This is a genomic window from Candidatus Paceibacterota bacterium, assembly GCA_035438625.1.
Taxonomy (GTDB): domain Bacteria; phylum Patescibacteriota; class Minisyncoccia; order Phycocordibacterales; family DAORIS01; genus DAORIS01.
The window spans coordinates 1-16,149 of record DAORIS010000007.1 but is presented as its reverse complement, the minus strand read 5'-3'; the positions used below and the strand labels follow the sequence as shown (position 1 = coordinate 16,149).

Below are 16,149 nucleotides of genomic sequence, written 5' to 3'. Positions count from 1 at the left end.
GTTATGAAGAAAATTGTGACAGCACTCTAAGATCTGCGGAGTAGAGTAATCTAACATCCGGAATGTCATACTTAAGCATTACCAACCTATCGACACCCATTCCAAAAGCAAAACCTTTCATTTTCTTTGGATCCTTTCCTGCTGCTTCAAATACTTTTGGATGAACCATTCCGGCACCCATCACCTCCATCCATTTACCGCGATAAAACATATCAACCTCTACCCCAGGCTCTACGAATGGAAAGTAACTTGGTCGAAAACGAATTCCAACTTCATTTCCAAAAAGACCAGTGAGGATATGGAGTATGGTTCCTTTTAGTGTTGCCATTGATGCCTCTTCACCAACAAGAAGACCTTCTAGTTGATAGAACTGCACATCGTGCGTTGCATCAGTCGCTTCGTTACGAAACACACGTCCTGGAGCAATGATTCGAAACGGACCGTCATGCTTTTCTAAATACCGTACTTGAACAGAAGATGTGTGCGTGCGCAAAACTTGTCCGGTATCTTTTACCCAAAATGTATCCTGCATATCTCGTGAAGGATGATTTTTGGGAACGTTTAAAGCATCAAAATTATAGAATTCCGTTTCAAGTTCAGGTCCTAATTCCGGAGTGAAACCAATTTTCGCAGCGATTGAAGCGATTTCCCGGATCGTTTGTGTTACTGGGTGCACATGCATAGTGAGTAGCCTAGCACACCTACATGATCACTCTATAGAGGCCTGTGTTGGTGCGTATATATATTACCTCATCACTAATTACAAACTCAGCTTTTCCAGGGAAAATTTGGTATGAGTTTTGTGGTGATCGTATATCAATTTCATATGCATAAATTCCGTCCGCGGTTTGAACAATGACTACATCATCTCGATTTGGAAAGAACTCGAAGTGAACCGGTCGAGTATTTGTTGCTCCGCTTGTGTAGATTGTAATGTCTTTGCCACATGTACCTACGCAAAAATATGCAGGCAATGAAGACGTGGCCATGTCTGTCGAAACATGGATGTTTCTTGTGCTGGTTGCAATGTACACCCTCACCTGCTCTTTTTGTTTTGCAGTCAGTTGTGTGGTTGAAGCAGCTTTGAATAACCCGCTTAAGTATGAAAGTTGTTGAGTTGAAGTGGCTGTTGATGTAGAGACAATCTCAAGTATTGGTGAAGATCTGACAAGAAACGCTGATGCTTCGGTCACACGAGATGCTTCAACTGGAAGCTGTTTTGACCATCTCTGGTATCCATCTTTTTCTGCCACTACAGAATATGTTCCGGGTCGAAGCTCCTGCACAAAGATTCCACGCCTGAAAAAATTAGTCTCACGCGCTTCTGAGTCGTTTACACTAATTCGTACATCAGTATTACTGTAAATATATATTCCACCAGTCCTTACAAGAGATTTCCAGTCTTTATCAAACCGATATCCTGCACTATACAAAAACAATATCGGTACGATCAACAGGAATGCCGCAAAAAATATAATGCGATAGCGTGAACGTACTTGGTGATCTAGTGGCTTCATAGAGTGTAAGTATAGCGCTCGTTATCCGCGATGCTTTGGAGTTACCCAGAACCCGAGATACTTTCCAAGCATGAGGCGAGTCTGTGCATCTAGTCCAGGGATTGCACCAAAGAGTGTAATAGTAAACGGTACAAGAATCCATTGGAGTAACACAGTTACACCTTTTGATGCTTTTACATTAGACGGTCGAGGTGGAAGTAGTGACTGTGAAATAGCAGCGAGAAGTATTAGTCCAACCATGGTGATCATCATCAAATCACGGGTAATGATTGGAAGGTTTCGAGCCAAGAGTGTTGAGTTAAAATCGTGACCACCAAGTGCAAGTGGCAACCACCCGAGAAGGAAAATAATGAGTGGGTTTGTTGAAAGAGACCAGAAACCTTCAAGTTGTGTTGTGACAGCTTTAATCTTTTTCCGAAGCGGAATTCTTTTATTCTTCACACAACCCATGAGGATGTATGGAATATTTTCTACACCCCACATCCAACGTCTATGTTGCTTATAGATATTTTTAAATGTTTGGAAAAATGTTGGTGCAAGGTTTGCATCCATTGATACTGGGTATGAAAGTGGAACCACACGGTAGTCACCATTGTGTGCCAAAAATAGATTCCAATATATACGTGAGTCTTCTGAAACCATGTTTCGTTGCCAATAATTTGCCTCGTAGAGTGTTGTAAAAGCAACCGCGTGTGAAGAGAAGGTAGCGAGTTTTTCTGGACGCTCCTGTTGGATCATCTGCCAGAACGTAGATGAGGTTGCAACGACACGAGAAATTGCTGGAGCTTGCCAGATGTTGTTGTTATATAAAGGAACTGGTTGGAATGATGACTTATATGGATGTTCAGCTGTGAGGAAGTTCCATGTTAAACAATTAAAGTATGCGGGATACGCCACAGTATCAATATCAAACGCAGAAACAATAACATCCTTGTATGGAATCTGTTGCGCATCAAGGACACGCTTCCTTGATTCTTCTGCTGCAAAGGAAATATTAGATCCTTTTCCAGGAATTTCTCCTGGTAATCCTTTGGGATGAAGCGTACCGATAAAATGTTCAAATCTCGATCCGTATCGCTTCTGCATCTCTTGGATAATAGTTTGTGCATGGTCACCCGCACTTTCCTCACCTGCCAAAACCACAATCATCTTCTTCTTGTTGTAGTTGGTCTTAAGTAACGCATCAATACTATGAGAGACAACCTCTTCGCTTTCTTTGTAGAAAGGTAAAAGGATCATGTGGTGCAAGTGCTCATACTTAAGGTTTGAAAGCATTCCCTTCCAATCAACTTTCATGTTGTGCTTGAGACGTTTCCAGTTGTGACGAAGGTGGATTGAAAGATATGCGTTTTTTAAAAGCCAGTACAAGTCAAAAGCAATAATAAAATACGCAACCCATAGAGGTATGAAAAAAGAGAGCACCGCAGCGCCAATCAATGTTCCCCACGCAAGAAGACCAGGGATAATTTCAAAGAACCTGTAGAGAACATAATCTTTACCTTGAAAGTCAGCTGCATGAGCAGCATGGAAATATTTAGTATCCTTGTATTCCACTTGAGCCACTCGTCGGATTCGAACCGACGACCTACTGTTTACAAAACAGTTGCTCTACCAACTGAGCTAGAGTGGCGTATTTTTGTTGTCTTCTTTTTTCTCCTCCTTATCTGAAACCTGTCGTAGATAATCAGATACCTTATGTGATGACTGCTTTGAATACTCAAGTAATGACCACAGTTTTCTATGGATACGGTAGACAGTACTTGCTAGGAAGCGGTACCGCCGTTGTGTCCAAGGAATAAAGGTATCATATACAAAATCATGGAACTTGAGAAGCATTGCTGTTCTCCAATCTTTCAAAACATCTTTTGCCTTATCAGACCAGACTGACACTTTCGCATCTGCCTTTCGGCTAGCAACAGTAACAATCCTAATTGGTCTACCAGACAATGACAACATCTTGAGTCCGACCATGAGTACCATGGCAAGAATTGCACAGGCGAAAATGATCAAAGATAATGCCATAAAAAACAATTACCCGTGTATGTCGAAACGTGCGATACGTCCCACATCAATTTTCTCTCCGAACTTCTGAATTGCCTGTTCGATCAAACCACTGACAGTTATATCAGGGTTCTTAATGTACGGCTGTTCCAAAAGAACTCGCTCTTTGAAATATGAACTGATTTTTCCAGAGAGAATTTTCTCCTTTAGCTCTTCTGGCTTTCCTTCCACTTCACTTGCAAAGAGCTCTTTTGCCTTTACTTGTTCAGCTTCAGGAATTTCAGAAGACCGAACAAATGAAGGGTTTGACGCAGCGACATGCATTGCAATTTCACGTGCAAGCGCTTTGAATTCTTGGTTGTTTGCAACGAAATCAGTTTCTGTAACTAGTTCAACAAGTGAACCAACTGTTCCGTTTGAGTGGATGTATGAAGCAACTGATCCAGCACCAAATACTCGATCACCCTTCTTTGCTGCGATGTCCTTACTCTTCTTTCGAAGAATATCTAATGCTCTTTCCTTATCACCATTAGCTTCTTCAAGTGCCTTCTTACATTGAATGACTGAAACACCAGTCATGTCACGTAATTCCTTGATTTGTTCTGTTGTTACCATAGACATGGCAAAATATAGTTTATCGAGATTCTAAAGCCGCCAATTACTTTACAGCTCCAGGAGTTGTAAATGCCTTTGTGAGCTCATCGAGGATGAGGGCCACAGCAGCCATTGATGCATCGTTTCCAGGGATAGCAATATCAATCTTGCTAAAGTCGCAGTCTGAGCTAGAAAGTGAGATCACAGGGATACCAACTTTCTTAGCCTCTTCAACTGCAATGTGTTCACGCTTTGTATCAACAATGATAAGTGCTTTTGGAAGCTCTCTCATTGTTACAATTCCTGAGAAATATTTTTCGAGGTTCTCAATTTCTTTGTCGAGAATCATTCGTTCACGCTTTGTGTACTTAGCAAAATCACCCTTTTCCTTTTCACTTCGGAGTGTCTCGAGACGAGCTACACGACGCTTTACTTCACCGAAGTTTGTAAATGTTCCTCCGATCCAACGGTTAGCAACATAGGGCATTCCGACAGCCTGAGCTGACTTAATGACAGAATTTCTTGCTTCTGGCTTTCCACCTACAAATAGAATTTGACCACCTTGTGATGTGATTTTTGAGATGAATTCCTTTGCCTCAAGAATTGAAGCTGCAGTCTTTTCAAGGTCAAAAATCTCTACTTTTTCTTTTGTTCCGAAGATAAACTTCTTGGCTGACGGATGTCTTCGTGATCGAACTTGTCCGTAATGGACACCTGCTGAAAAGAGGCTCTCAACGAGAGCGCTTCCAGTTGTTGGGGTTCCTGCTGTTTTTTCCATAATGTCCGGATACTGTACCAGTATTAGGGCTATATTGCAAGATACCTTAGTCAGTATCTTCGTCTTCTCCTGCTCCAATCTTCTCTGGGTGCTCCATCTTATCTATAACTGTGGATATAAGCTCCTCAATAGCACCAGCCATAAGGGTTGGGAGGTTGTGCCACGATTCCTTGATTCGGTGGTCAGTGAGACGGTCCTGAAGGACGTTATAGGTACGAATTTTCTCAGAACGATCAGCTGTACCGATCTGTCCCTTTCGATCAGCTGAGAATTTCTTTGCTTCTTCCTCTGCTTTCAGTGCTTCGAGTTTTGCCGTAAGAATAGTCATAGCTTTTTCACGGTTCTTAAGCTGACTTCGCTCTGAAGTTGAGCGCACATCAATACCAGTTGGTTTGTGGATGAGTCGAACTGCAGTTTCAACCTTGTTCACGTTCTGTCCTCCAGCTCCACCTGAGCGAGAAAATTCCATCTCCAAATCTGCTGGATTAATTTCAATCTTTGAGTGTTTTCGGATCGGCAAAATAGCAACGGATGCAGTTGATGTGTGTACTCGTCCTGATTTTTCAGTTGCAGGAATACGCTGAATTCGGTGCACTCCAGTTTCAAACCGGAGATATCGATATACTTCCTTTCCACGAACTTCAAAGCTCGCTTCCTTGTATCCTCCAAGTGGACTTGCTGACTCGTCAACCACTCCCCATGTCCAGCCTCTAGTCTCTGCATATCGCTTGTACATTTCGGCAAGCTCAGCTGCAAAGAGCGCAGCTTCTTCCCCACCTGCGCCAGCGCGAATTTCAAGGACAAGTTCATTTGGATACCGGTCCTCTTCTTCTTCAGCACGTTCAACTGCAGTTAACTGGTCAGCAAGTCGTTTCTTTTCTTCTTCAACAGCTTTCAAGTCTTCGACAGCTAATTCTGCAAACGAAGGATCTTCAGATGCCAAACGCTTTAATTCTTCCTCCTTTTTAAGTTGCTCTTCATACTGAGACGCCAAATATGACGTTCGGTGGTTCTTTTTGTACTTTTCAATGTCTAGAGTCATGGTTGTGTGAAATAAAAAAAGCGCCAATTGAGACGCTTTTTTCAAAAACAGTATCTATTTCTTCTTTGAGATAGAAGGTCCTTTTGCTACTCGCTTTGCGCGCTTCTCAGCCTTTACGTCAGACTTTTTCTTGAGGTCAGTCTTCTTTGCAGCACTGCGTGCCTTAAATTTTTCTCCTCGTCCAGCAGCATCGAGCATCTTTTCCATTCCAGTATAAAACGGATGGCAGTTACTGCAGATTTCCACGTTAATTTCACTCTTAGTTGAGCCTAGAGTGAATGATTTTCCACATGCGCAAGTAACCTTGGCAGCGGGAGTGTATGTAGGGTGTGTATCAGATTTCATAGAGGGCATTATACTAGTTTCCTTGGATTACGTCAATCATAGTCTCTTGAATTTCTTGGGCCTTGGCCATAACCTGATTTCCATAGAATGCATTCGCAGGTAAACTCCAATTTCCTCCAGCGTAATAGCGTAGTGCAGCGGTACGCTCAGCGGTAAAGGTTTGAGCGGTTGCACCAAGGTCACTCATATAAATTGCTGTTGCAAAAATAGCATGTCGGGCATTCCATGGGTTAGCCACATCAGCTCCTGTTGCTCGGGCAATTCGTGGAGCATACATTTCCCATGTTGATGGAATAAATTGTGATGGCCCCATAGCGCCTCCGTATCCTGATCCAAGGGGACATGATAATGGTTGTGTTTCTGGATCAATTCCAAGTGCGGTTGTGATACGAATAAACGGCTCAATGTCCCGTGTTGGCTTCATGATATTCCTCCACTGCTTTTCAACTGGATCTCCAGGACGGTTACAACGACCTACATTCTTTCCAAGGTCGCTTTCCTGCTTAAGAATGGCCAAAATGAATGCTGGACGTACTCCGGTTACCTTTGATGCTTCGTTAGCATACTCAAGTGCAGTTCCGAATGGGATTGAGCTGGTGTCTCGAAGCGCAAAGAGTGCATTTCTGATTTGTGCTACACGTGTATTTTTAACATTAATCTGGCTTTGGTAGTTTGCTTGTTGCTGTTTAGAAAGATTGAGCAATCGCTTCTTTTCAGTTTCTGCAACTTCAATCTTTCGTTTTTCCCCTTCGATTGAAACCTTCTCATCAATCTCTTGGAGACGCTTTTTATCGAGCTCTGCACGCTGTGCTTCTGTCTGTTGTTTATTTTCCTTAATATCAGTCAGTGTTTGGTTGAGTGATTGCTTTATAAAATGGTACGAATCAAAGTCTTGAAAAAAGTCTGAGAAATTCTGGTTACTCAACACCACTTCACTCAAGCTGAAATCATCCATCTGATCTGTCTTTCGCATCAGCTGCGCAAGTGAATCATGGTTTTTTTCTACACGAGAAGACAGGGTCTGAATTTGTGAAGTCTTACTATTTATATCCTTACCAATACCAGTAATGGCAATTTCTTTGGCACGGATGTTGCTTTGCGCAAGCTTAATTTGAGCAGTGAGCTTTGCCAACTCACCAGCATACGTTGATCCCTTGGCTTGTTCTTGTTGCAAGATAGCTCGCTGTGCATCAATTTCCTTAAGTACAGCTTCTAGCTCTTGTTTAAGTCGGTTTTCTTGTTCAACAATTTGCGCTTCGTTTGGAGCTGGGACAACTTGAGCTTGCGCACTGTGTAGAGATATAAGTTCAAGGGGTGCAGATGCAATGAGGGTAAGTACAGTAAGAGCTAGTACTGCTGTAGATATATACGTTCCTACCACTTTCACGGTTCTCATATACACATTGTACCTGAAACAAAAACCGGACACACCCTTGACATGTCCGGTTCTTGAATTGATATGTAGTTTGAAACTATTTCTTGTCGTCTCCTCCCGCATCAGCACCTTCAGCTCCTTCTTCCTCAACCTTACCCTTCTTCTCAACTTCAATTTGTGAGATATCCATTACTACAGGAGTCTCTTCTTCCTTCATAGCTTCTGAGACTGATGCAATAACATCGTCTTCTTTTGTAACAAGTTCAACACCAGCGGGAAGCTTGATGTCCTTTACGAGAATCTGGCTATCCATTGTAGTGAGTGCAGAAATATCGATAACAAACTTCTGTGGAAGATTTCGTGGTTCAGCTTCAACTTCAACTTCGTGGAGCACTTTAACAAGTGTTGCACCAAGATCCTTCACTGCAGGAGAAACACCTTCGAATTCAAGAGGAATACCTACTTGCACCTTCTGTCCCTTTTCTACTACATAGAAATCAACATGCTGAGGAACATCAGTGATTGGGTTGTACTGAACATCGTGGATGAGGGCTTCTACAGCAACACCGTCACCAGTAAGTGAAAGTACCGTTGATTCTCCAGCTTCGTCTAATGCTTTTTGGAAATCTACAAGTGAAATACTAATAGGGGTAGACTTTTCCTTCTTTCCGTAAAAAACACCCGCAATACGGCCATCCCACTTAAGAGATGCCATTGAGGTCTTCGGATCGCGCTTTGTGACAGATAATGAAATCATGAGCTGTGATTGTAACGTGAAAAGGAAAAAAGTCAATCAATACGAAGGATACTATAGCCCGGCGAACAATTTAAGTCTATTTTCAACCACCTTCGCTACAGCATCTTTAGCTGGTTGTAGGTACCGGTATGGTGCCACTTCTTCTGGGTGTTCGTTGAGGTATGTGTGGAGCGCAGTACGGTATGCAAGGCGTAATTCAGTGCTTACATGCACCAAAGAGATACCAGCCTTGATCGCATTCCTAAAATCAGCATCGCTTGTCCCAGAGCCACCATGGAGCACAAGGGGTGCCTGTACAGCTCCGGCAATTTCTTCAACTTTTTTGATGTTTAATTCAGGATTGTGACCTGAGGCAAGCATTCCGTGGAGATTTCCAACTGCTGGTGCAAGCATATGTACGCCAGTTTCTTTAACGTATCGAATGGCATCTTCTCGCTTTGTCATAAACTCTTCCTTGGCAACATTTGCAGGAACCTCATGCAAGATTTTTGATGAAGATCCAATATATCCAACCTCACCTTCAATGAGAACTGAGCCACCTTTTGACGTAGCATACTCAACACACAACTTTGTATCTGCAATATTTTTATCTAATGGCTCTTTTGCTGCATCATAGATTACAGAATCATACCCAGCATCAATTGCTTCCTTAACGCGCTCTACACTATATGTATGATCAGCATTGAGATATATCCGTTCTCCGTTTGCTCGACGCATGCGAACCAAAGAAACTATTTCATGAAGCCCAACATAGTCGCGCTCACCTTCAGAGACTCCGATAATTACAGGAAGAGAGAGTGCGCGAGCCGTGTCAGCGACCGCGTGGAACATGTCGATTGTAGAAATATTAAAATGTCCTACTGCAATTCCCTTTTCACGAGCCTGGAGAACTTCTCCCATCAAGTCTGTCGGTGTATTCATACACAAAGTATACCCCATTCGAAATAAAATTCCCTTGGGCCGATGATATACTTTTTACATATGAACAAACCCGTTGATTTCCTTGCTATTGGTGATCTCGTAACCGATGCATTCATCCGCCTCAAAGACGCACACGTTTCATGTAACCTGAAAAAGGACACGTGTGAATTATGCATGCGCTTTGGGGACAAAATTCCATTTGAATTTGCCAAGGAAGTTAAAGCGGTTGGAAATAGCGCGAATGCTGCTGTTTCAGCTGCACGACTCGGACTTGTTTCAGGACTCATCAGTAACATTGGTGACGATGTGCATGGCAAAGAAGCAATGGCTGAGCTTCTTAAAAATGGGGTCTCGACTAAATATGTAAAAAGTCACACGGGAAAAAATACGAACTACCACTACGTACTTTGGTTTGAAAGCGAACGTACCATCCTCATTAAACACGAAGCATTCGAATACGTCTGGCCAAACATTATTGATACTCCTAAATGGCTGTATGTAAGTTCTCTTGCAGCTAACACCGAAAATTACCACGATGAAATTATTGCGTATGCCGAATCTCATCCAGACATGAAGGTAGCGTTCCAGCCGGGAACATTTCAGATTAAGCTCGGTATAAAACGCCTTAAAAAGTTGTATGAGCGAACAAGTGTATTTGTCTGCAACGTTGAAGAAGCACATATTTTACTTACTGATTACACTCCAAAGGACGCTGAAAAAATTGCAGGTGCAACAGTAAAAGAACTTCTGTCTATGATGAAAGATGTAGGTCCAGACATTGTCCTCATTACAGATGGACCAAAGGGAGCATACGCATTTGATGGAAAGCAGACACTATTCCAACCCCCCTACCCAGACGTGAAACCGCCACTTGAACGCACAGGTGCAGGCGACTCATTTGCATCAACATTTGTTGTGGCACTTGCAAAAGGACTTCCAATGGAAACTGCACTTTCGTGGGCACCAATCAATTCAATGTCTGTGGTGCAATGTGTAGGTGCACAAGAAGGTCTACTCTCCCAGAAAAAGCTTACAGAATATCTATCTGCTGCTCCTTCAAATTACAAAGTTACAGAAATCTAGAACTAATACGGAGCACACAAGCAGTAGCTAGTATTTGCGTATTCAGAAGAGCACGATGGGAACTGTTCGTCTTCATCTCCAAGATCACCATCATTGCATGATTGTGTTCCGCCGTCATAACACATTTGTTCGTATTGAGCAGCAAAAGTCAGCATCTGTACTCTTTCATTTGGACCAATTCGAGGAAACTGTTCTTCTATTGTAGGACCGCTCGGTGGAACCATGGCATGCGCCACAGAAACAAGTGGATTCTTTACAATTTCTGTTGGAGTAACTGGAATATTCATACTTTGATTTTGCTGTTGCTGCTGAGCCGTTGTTCCGATTAAAAGTCTACATGTATTTACAGGGCCAGCATACGTTGGAGTAGCTAATTTTTGTGAACCAAAGACAACAGCTCCTACTGGGTTGTTTGGACCAAAGTTGTAATACCCAATACTTGAATTTTTATTTGGTATAACAGGAATCGAAGAGAGGTATCCCTCGTTTACCAATTGTTGCATCACTTCATTAAACGCATTTTTCCCGTCCCCTGGAATTGCACCAGCATCCGTTCCACTACTATATGCAACACACGCAGTTCCTGTACCACAACCAGATTGACCATCGAGCGGGTTTGCCGGAGCACTTCCACCCGTTGCCAACATCTTTGCTTGAATAGCGGTGTTAATTTGTTTTACCGTATTTACCTGCGCAGTATCTACTGCCTTGGCACGAGCGTACTGTGTTGAAGCAAAAATAATACTAGAAAGTAAAGACATGATGGATAACACCACCATGAGTTCAACAAGAGTAAATCCTGATGATCCAACTTTAAAACGATGAGATAGTTTCTGACTTATATATTGCTTGAATATGTGTATGGTATGCATAAATGTTATTGTCCTAGGCCAATTGTAGCAGCAATAATAATAAAAGAGATTACGAAGAAAATGATAGAGATGGATAGTAGTATGAAATTAGCAGTGTCTTTTGAGGTGGTAATGCCTAATTTTAACAACATTTTCTCCATTGAAGAGGGTCCTTCGACTGGACGAAGGGACCTGTGGATACTGTGTATATCTTCAAATTCGACTGGGTTGTTGTACTGCTCTTCCATATAGTGGTCCCTCTTTACGCTGATAAATAGACCGTGCACTGAGTATATCACTGCACTGCACTGTTATTTCTTTCTGTGGATTGCTCGTCTGCCCGCTTCAATAATTGATTCCGCATCAAGTCCATAATGCTTAATTAATTCATCTGGAGTACCAGACTGTCCGAACAGATCTCTAATTCCCACAAGTTCAACTGGTACAGGCTCATGTTCTGCTAATACTTCACAGACCGCACTTCCAAGACCGCCTGAAACCTGGTGTTCTTCAACGGTCACTACACTTTTATATTCTTGTGCAACTTTAACAACTAGCTTCTGATCAATTGGCTTAATTGTATGAATATTTACAACAACTACACCAACCCTGTCTTGATCAAGGGAATAAGCTGCTTTGAGCGCTTGGAACAAAATTGGACCCGTCGCGATAATCGCAACATCCTTGTGCCCCTTCTTTGACGCATCATTCTCATAGATCACACTTCCCTTACCAATTTCAAATGGGGTATCTTCAAGTGTAATGATGGGAGTTTTTTCACGAGAAAGTCTAATGTACGCAGGCTTATCCGTTTTAGCCAGCGCAAGTGTTGCCTTTCTTGCCTCAATTGCGTCACATGGAGAAACCACAGTCATATTTGGCATAACACGCATGAGTGCAATATCTTCAATTGCTTGGTGGGTTCCACCGTCAGGACCAACTGAAATACCAGCGTGAGACCCGGCAATTTTTACCGGCCTGTCGTTATACGCAATCGTTGTTCTTATTTGTTCCCAGTTTCTTCCTGGAGAAAACATGGCGTACGAGGTGATGAATGGAATTTTTCCCATCGCTGCCAAGCCTGACGCAACCGTTGCAAGGTTTTGTTCTGCAACACCAACTTCAATAAAGCGTTTTGGAAATTGCTCCTTAAATAGCGACATGTGTGTTGACTCAGTTAAGTCAGCACAAAGACCCACAACGCGTGTATCTTCCTTACCAGCAAGCGCAAGTCCTTCACCAAACCCCTTTCGAATAGGAGAAACGTCTGGAGTCTTTGAAAATATGTTTTTATTAAGCATCATTGTCCTTCGTGTTGAATTTGTCCCGCAAAGCTACGTAGTGATTCAAGAGCGAGCGCAGCCTCTTCTTTATTTGGCGGCTTTCCATGCCACTCAAACTTTCGCTCAAATTCAGGTACGCCCTTTCCTGGAATCGTGTGCGCAATAATCATGTTTGGCTTTCCATATGAACTTTTTGCTTGGTTCACTTTTGTGATGATATCTTCCATGTCATGTCCATCAACCTCAAGTACATTCCAATTCCACGCTTCCCATTTTGCGCGAAGCGGCTCAAGCGGCATAATGTCTTCAGTGAAACCGTCAATTTGAATGTTGTTTCGGTCAATAATTGCAACAAGGTTATGGAGTCGTTCTTTTCCAGCAAGCATTGCTCCTTCCCATGTGTTTCCTTCCTGTAGTTCTCCATCACTCATCAAGCAGTACACATATCGGTGTGTAATCCCATCTATCTTGTCAGCAAGTGCCATACCAGTTGCCTGTGAAAGACCTGATCCAAGAGGACCTGAGCTGTTTTCAAGGATTGGCAAAAACTCACGGTGTGGATGACCTTGGAGTCGTGATCCAAATTTACGGAGTGTTAACAATTCCTTAACTGGGAAATATCCTGCGTGCGCAAGTGTTGCATACAGTACTGGGCAAATATGTCCGTTAGAAAGCACCACTCGATCACGGTCATCCCATGTTGGTCGTTTTGCATCGTGTCGAAGAAGTGAGAAATACAACGCCGTGAAAATATCCGCCATACCAAGTGGACCAGCAGTATGCCCCGAGCCAGCCTCAAGAAGCATTTCAATAATTGATTGCCGAATACGATTGGCAATAAGTTCAAGTGAGCGAATATGCTCGTCTGTTGAATGCAAGAACGGCGGAAGCATGTATAGATTATACAGCCTGTCTAGAAATTCTTTTCAACTCCCGTATTTCAGAAAGAGGATTATCTGCATCAAAAATTGTTGAGCCAATCACAAACGTATCAGCTCCTGCGCTCTGCGTGACAAGCAATGTCTCTTCGTGTATTCCACCATCAACAATAATTCGTGCCTGTGGAAAAAGTGTCTTTGCATCTTTAATTCGTTCAACAGATCGATCATCAAATGGTTCTCCTTGTGACCCAATTGAAGCAATCGTCATGAGCAAGATCGATTTAATACGATCCGCAAATGGTGTAAGTACTGAAACAGGAGTATCAATTTTTAATGCAACTCCAATTTCTGAAAATGCATTACTCATATTGAGTAACTCTGATAGTGAGTCTCCTGCAGCTTCATAATGCACAAAAATACGTTGTGCACCTGCTTGCATCCATTGTTCTACAAGTGGGGCTGGGTCAGAACACATGAGATGGATATCATAATCAACCTCATCCCATCGTGGCAATCCTTCTTCTTGAGCAACAATGCCTTCAAAAATTTTGTCGTGTTTAACGTACGGCCACGTTGGCTTCTTGGTAAATTTACCGTCACAAATATCAATGTGCACAATATCTGCCTCCTCAGCAATCTGTGCTACTCCATCCTTAACATCAAAAAAGTCTCTGGGAATAATTGCAGGTACGATTGTGGGCTTTATTTCTTCCATATACCCTTGATCTTACCAAATGCAGTCTCTGCAAAGCCAGTGATCTGCTCAGCGATGCCAGCTTGGAGGATATCTCCTTCGATCTCAGCAATCTTTGATATACGCTCTTTATGGCGTGCATGGAGCGTGTGGTGACTTGAAAGCCACACTCGAACAATCTGTTTTGCGGTTCGTGTGGTCATAAATCGAGCACCGAGAGAAAGAATGTTCGCATCATTATGTTCTCGAGAGAGTGACACGATCTTTTTGTTTCCTCCATAATAGAGCGCTGCACGAACATGAGGATATTTGTTTGCCACAATTGCTTCTCCTTGTCCTGATCCACCAATTACAATTCCAAGCGATTGTTGTGGATTATCAGACACTGCAGCAGCCGCTCTTTTTATGTAATCAGGATAATCATCAAGCGGGTCAAATATATGTGCACCACAATCTTGAACTTCAAACCCTAATGATGAAATATACGGAATGAGTGCTTCTTTGAGTACAAATCCAGCATGATCAGCGGCAACATATATCTTCATATATGTAAGTGTATCAAAAAATCCCAGAAACCCTGGGATTTTTTGTACACAAATAAATTATTTTATTTGTTTAAGAGTGCGCGTGTGAGTGGTCCGAAGAATCCTGTTCCAATTGCAATTCCAAGTTCAGCTGCACGTGATGTTTGAAATTTTATTAGAGCTGCCTTTGTTCGTGCACCGAAATAACTTGTTTCATTTCCAACTGACCCTGCGCCAGTTGCTGAAATTACATATCCGTTTGCATTGAGATACTTTTGTAACTTCAATACATCTGCATCCGACATTCCAAGAGAAAGGTTTTTTAGGAATGGATCATTTACAGGTGGTGTGGGTGTAGGAGTTGGAGTTCCGCCATTACCTGTAACAGTCGTTCCCGCACCTAAGGACGCAATCAGGCTACCAGATTGAGAAACTGGGGCGGTTGCAGAACACAACATTCCAACATATCTAGGTGCATTAGGATCTGGTTCAGTTCCCTGTGGCATTGAGCTTAGATATGCACTCGCAAAAACAATGTAAGTCTCCCCAACTTCAAAATTTAGTCCACACGATGCACTACTTCCAGATGTGCGAACTTTTTCTGTTTTACGTATCTCTCCGACTGATTTCCAATATGTACTTACTTCAAACGTAGCAATTTTATCGCTATATTCATCTGATGATTCGTTAACTACGGAAGTAACTTTACCTATAAAAACCCCCTGAGATTCATCTAGTCTTTCTTGTGGAGTGTACGCCCTAGCAATACAAGAACACGCATGGGCGCTTGTTGGTACGTATAAACCGCCAAGAATAAGGCTCAACGCAAAGAAACCTGATATTAGTTTTGTCATATACCTTATGACGGTACACCCTTAAAACTCTTACCGCTTCAGTTACATTTGTAAACTACCCTTCTAGCGACTCTGCGATTTTAACTAATTCATCAACTGCATTGTTTTGAGACAGACAGGTATTAACAGCTCTAATTTCAGCATTCAGTTTTTCAGTTTGCCACGACAATACATATATTTTACGATTAGTGTCAATCTGAGAATATTCCAGAAACCGATAATCTTGTTTTCTGCTTATTGTTTTCACCTCGCCAAAAGTAAAATTACTAGGAATGTAAACATAATCTTCTGCCTTAATACCTCTAAATTCTATATACCTTCCTTTGTTTTCTACTCCTTTTCTATTTTGAACAATTTGAAGGTTATATCCTTCATTACATACATAATAATCAATACGAGTATCATCTGTAGGATCAACAAATGCTGGGTACACTAAACCGTACGATCCTGTTTTTTGAATCGTAGGTGGAAAATAAGAAGGGCTACTATAGAATATTGAGTTTTGGAACTTAATATACAAATTGATTCCAACTATACCTATCAAAACTAATACAACAATAATACTTAGTGCTGTAAAAGCTTTTTTTATATTACCGTATCGATTCCGCTGTCTTCACCACATGATCAACAAGTGTGTGTGTATACCCCA

The 16,149-nt window shown here is 42.1% G+C and carries 20 protein-coding genes and 1 tRNA gene; 1 reads left to right on the top strand and 20 read right to left on the bottom strand.

Annotated elements, in window-relative coordinates; genetic code table 11:
- Position 1: 1 nt before the first annotated feature.
- From PLF31_03165 to PLF31_03110, 12 genes are all read right to left on the bottom strand, one after another.
- Positions 2-682 carry a phenylalanine--tRNA ligase subunit alpha gene (locus tag PLF31_03165; GenBank protein ID HRH26439.1) on the bottom strand — a complete coding sequence of 227 codons (681 nt, stop codon included), beginning with the start codon at positions 680-682 and terminating at the stop codon, positions 2-4.
- A gap of 19 nt (positions 683-701) precedes the next feature.
- Positions 702-1,517 carry a hypothetical protein gene (locus tag PLF31_03160; protein HRH26438.1) on the bottom strand — a complete coding sequence of 272 codons (816 nt, stop codon included), beginning with the start codon at positions 1,515-1,517 and terminating at the stop codon, positions 702-704.
- Between the two features lie 21 nt (positions 1,518-1,538).
- A complete protein-coding gene (locus PLF31_03155) occupies positions 1,539-3,080 on the bottom strand; it encodes a glycosyltransferase family 2 protein (GenBank protein HRH26437.1) in 1,542 nt (513 codons plus the stop codon).
- Positions 3,075-3,147: transfer RNA gene (locus PLF31_03150), tRNA-Thr, on the bottom strand. The genes PLF31_03155 and PLF31_03150 overlap by 6 nt, the downstream gene beginning before the upstream one ends.
- The gene (locus PLF31_03145) at positions 3,138-3,539 is read right to left on the bottom strand and encodes a hypothetical protein (GenBank protein ID HRH26436.1); all 402 of its coding nucleotides are present in this window, start codon (positions 3,537-3,539) and stop codon (positions 3,138-3,140) included. The genes PLF31_03150 and PLF31_03145 overlap by 10 nt, the downstream gene beginning before the upstream one ends.
- A gap of 9 nt (positions 3,540-3,548) precedes the next feature.
- Complete coding sequence (tsf, locus tag PLF31_03140; GenBank protein HRH26435.1) at positions 3,549-4,139, bottom strand: elongation factor Ts; 591 nt, start codon at positions 4,137-4,139, stop codon at positions 3,549-3,551.
- A 37-nt stretch (positions 4,140-4,176) separates the two neighbouring features.
- Positions 4,177-4,890, bottom strand: coding sequence for a 30S ribosomal protein S2 (gene rpsB / locus PLF31_03135; GenBank protein ID HRH26434.1), 714 nt, complete (start codon positions 4,888-4,890; stop codon positions 4,177-4,179).
- Positions 4,891-4,936: 46 nt separating this feature from the next.
- Complete coding sequence (locus PLF31_03130) at positions 4,937-5,932, bottom strand: PCRF domain-containing protein (GenBank protein HRH26433.1); 996 nt, start codon at positions 5,930-5,932, stop codon at positions 4,937-4,939.
- 54 nt (positions 5,933-5,986) lie between these two features.
- Positions 5,987-6,277 (bottom strand): 50S ribosomal protein L31, encoded by a 291-nt coding sequence (rpmE, locus tag PLF31_03125; protein ID HRH26432.1) that lies wholly within the window; start codon positions 6,275-6,277, stop codon positions 5,987-5,989.
- Positions 6,278-6,290: 13 nt separating this feature from the next.
- A complete protein-coding gene (locus tag PLF31_03120; protein HRH26431.1) occupies positions 6,291-7,673 on the bottom strand; it encodes a lytic murein transglycosylase in 1,383 nt (460 codons plus the stop codon).
- A 76-nt stretch (positions 7,674-7,749) separates the two neighbouring features.
- Entirely contained in the window at positions 7,750-8,409 is a 660-nt protein-coding gene (locus PLF31_03115; GenBank protein ID HRH26430.1) for a 50S ribosomal protein L25, read from the bottom strand.
- A gap of 51 nt (positions 8,410-8,460) precedes the next feature.
- Positions 8,461-9,330: a class II fructose-bisphosphate aldolase gene (locus PLF31_03110; protein ID HRH26429.1), complete on the bottom strand. Its 870-nt coding sequence runs from the start codon at positions 9,328-9,330 to the stop codon at positions 8,461-8,463.
- Positions 9,331-9,390: 60 nt separating this feature from the next.
- Here PLF31_03110 and PLF31_03105 point away from each other — a divergent pair, with 60 nt between their 5' ends.
- Positions 9,391-10,413: a carbohydrate kinase family protein gene (locus tag PLF31_03105; protein ID HRH26428.1), complete on the top strand. Its 1,023-nt coding sequence runs from the start codon at positions 9,391-9,393 to the stop codon at positions 10,411-10,413.
- A gap of 2 nt (positions 10,414-10,415) precedes the next feature.
- On the opposite strand, the gene PLF31_03100 is transcribed toward PLF31_03105, so the two are convergent.
- The 8 genes from PLF31_03100 to PLF31_03065 all read right to left on the bottom strand — a co-directional run bounded on the left by PLF31_03100 (position 10,416) and on the right by PLF31_03065 (position 15,933).
- Positions 10,416-11,285, bottom strand: a complete 870-nt coding sequence (locus PLF31_03100; GenBank protein HRH26427.1) for a type II secretion system protein — start codon at positions 11,283-11,285, stop codon at positions 10,416-10,418.
- Positions 11,286-11,290: 5 nt separating this feature from the next.
- Complete coding sequence (locus tag PLF31_03095; GenBank protein ID HRH26426.1) at positions 11,291-11,512, bottom strand: hypothetical protein; 222 nt, start codon at positions 11,510-11,512, stop codon at positions 11,291-11,293.
- Positions 11,513-11,575: 63 nt separating this feature from the next.
- Positions 11,576-12,568, bottom strand: a complete 993-nt coding sequence (locus tag PLF31_03090) for a transketolase C-terminal domain-containing protein (protein HRH26425.1) — start codon at positions 12,566-12,568, stop codon at positions 11,576-11,578.
- Positions 12,565-13,440, bottom strand: a complete 876-nt coding sequence (locus PLF31_03085) for a transketolase (protein HRH26424.1) — start codon at positions 13,438-13,440, stop codon at positions 12,565-12,567. The genes PLF31_03090 and PLF31_03085 overlap by 4 nt, the downstream gene beginning before the upstream one ends.
- A 7-nt stretch (positions 13,441-13,447) precedes the next feature.
- A complete protein-coding gene (locus tag PLF31_03080) occupies positions 13,448-14,143 on the bottom strand; it encodes a hypothetical protein (GenBank protein ID HRH26423.1) in 696 nt (231 codons plus the stop codon).
- Entirely contained in the window at positions 14,131-14,667 is a 537-nt protein-coding gene (locus PLF31_03075; protein ID HRH26422.1) for an RpiB/LacA/LacB family sugar-phosphate isomerase, read from the bottom strand. Before PLF31_03075 ends, PLF31_03080 begins: the two co-directional genes overlap by 13 nt.
- A 62-nt stretch (positions 14,668-14,729) precedes the next feature.
- Complete coding sequence (locus PLF31_03070; protein ID HRH26421.1) at positions 14,730-15,500, bottom strand: peptidoglycan-binding protein; 771 nt, start codon at positions 15,498-15,500, stop codon at positions 14,730-14,732.
- A 55-nt stretch (positions 15,501-15,555) separates the two neighbouring features.
- Positions 15,556-15,933, bottom strand: coding sequence for a hypothetical protein (locus tag PLF31_03065; GenBank protein HRH26420.1), 378 nt, complete (start codon positions 15,931-15,933; stop codon positions 15,556-15,558).
- Between the last annotated feature and the right edge of the window lie 216 nt (positions 15,934-16,149).

Excerpts from the sequence above, each read along its gene's own strand:
- PLF31_03165 (HRH26439.1), bottom strand. The coding sequence starts at position 682 with ATGCATGTGCACCCAGTAACACAAACGATCCGGGAAATCGCTTCAATC.
- PLF31_03160 (HRH26438.1), bottom strand. The coding sequence starts at position 1,517 with ATGAAGCCACTAGATCACCAAGTACGTTCACGCTATCGCATTATATTT.
- PLF31_03145 (HRH26436.1), bottom strand. The coding sequence starts at position 3,539 with ATGGCATTATCTTTGATCATTTTCGCCTGTGCAATTCTTGCCATGGTA.
- tsf (HRH26435.1), bottom strand. The coding sequence starts at position 4,139 with ATGTCTATGGTAACAACAGAACAAATCAAGGAATTACGTGACATGACT.
- rpsB (HRH26434.1), bottom strand. The coding sequence starts at position 4,890 with ATGGAAAAAACAGCAGGAACCCCAACAACTGGAAGCGCTCTCGTTGAG.
- PLF31_03130 (HRH26433.1), bottom strand. The coding sequence starts at position 5,932 with ATGACTCTAGACATTGAAAAGTACAAAAAGAACCACCGAACGTCATAT.
- rpmE (HRH26432.1), bottom strand. The coding sequence starts at position 6,277 with ATGAAATCTGATACACACCCTACATACACTCCCGCTGCCAAGGTTACT.
- PLF31_03120 (HRH26431.1), bottom strand. The coding sequence starts at position 7,673 with ATGAGAACCGTGAAAGTGGTAGGAACGTATATATCTACAGCAGTACTA.
- PLF31_03115 (HRH26430.1), bottom strand. The coding sequence starts at position 8,409 with ATGATTTCATTATCTGTCACAAAGCGCGATCCGAAGACCTCAATGGCA.
- PLF31_03110 (HRH26429.1), bottom strand. The coding sequence starts at position 9,330 with ATGAATACACCGACAGACTTGATGGGAGAAGTTCTCCAGGCTCGTGAA.
- PLF31_03105 (HRH26428.1), top strand. The coding sequence starts at position 9,391 with ATGAACAAACCCGTTGATTTCCTTGCTATTGGTGATCTCGTAACCGAT.
- PLF31_03100 (HRH26427.1), bottom strand. The coding sequence starts at position 11,285 with ATGCATACCATACACATATTCAAGCAATATATAAGTCAGAAACTATCT.
- PLF31_03095 (HRH26426.1), bottom strand. The coding sequence starts at position 11,512 with ATGGAAGAGCAGTACAACAACCCAGTCGAATTTGAAGATATACACAGT.
- PLF31_03090 (HRH26425.1), bottom strand. The coding sequence starts at position 12,568 with ATGATGCTTAATAAAAACATATTTTCAAAGACTCCAGACGTTTCTCCT.
- PLF31_03085 (HRH26424.1), bottom strand. The coding sequence starts at position 13,440 with ATGCTTCCGCCGTTCTTGCATTCAACAGACGAGCATATTCGCTCACTT.
- PLF31_03080 (HRH26423.1), bottom strand. The coding sequence starts at position 14,143 with ATGGAAGAAATAAAGCCCACAATCGTACCTGCAATTATTCCCAGAGAC.
- PLF31_03075 (HRH26422.1), bottom strand. The coding sequence starts at position 14,667 with ATGAAGATATATGTTGCCGCTGATCATGCTGGATTTGTACTCAAAGAA.
- PLF31_03070 (HRH26421.1), bottom strand. The coding sequence starts at position 15,500 with ATGACAAAACTAATATCAGGTTTCTTTGCGTTGAGCCTTATTCTTGGC.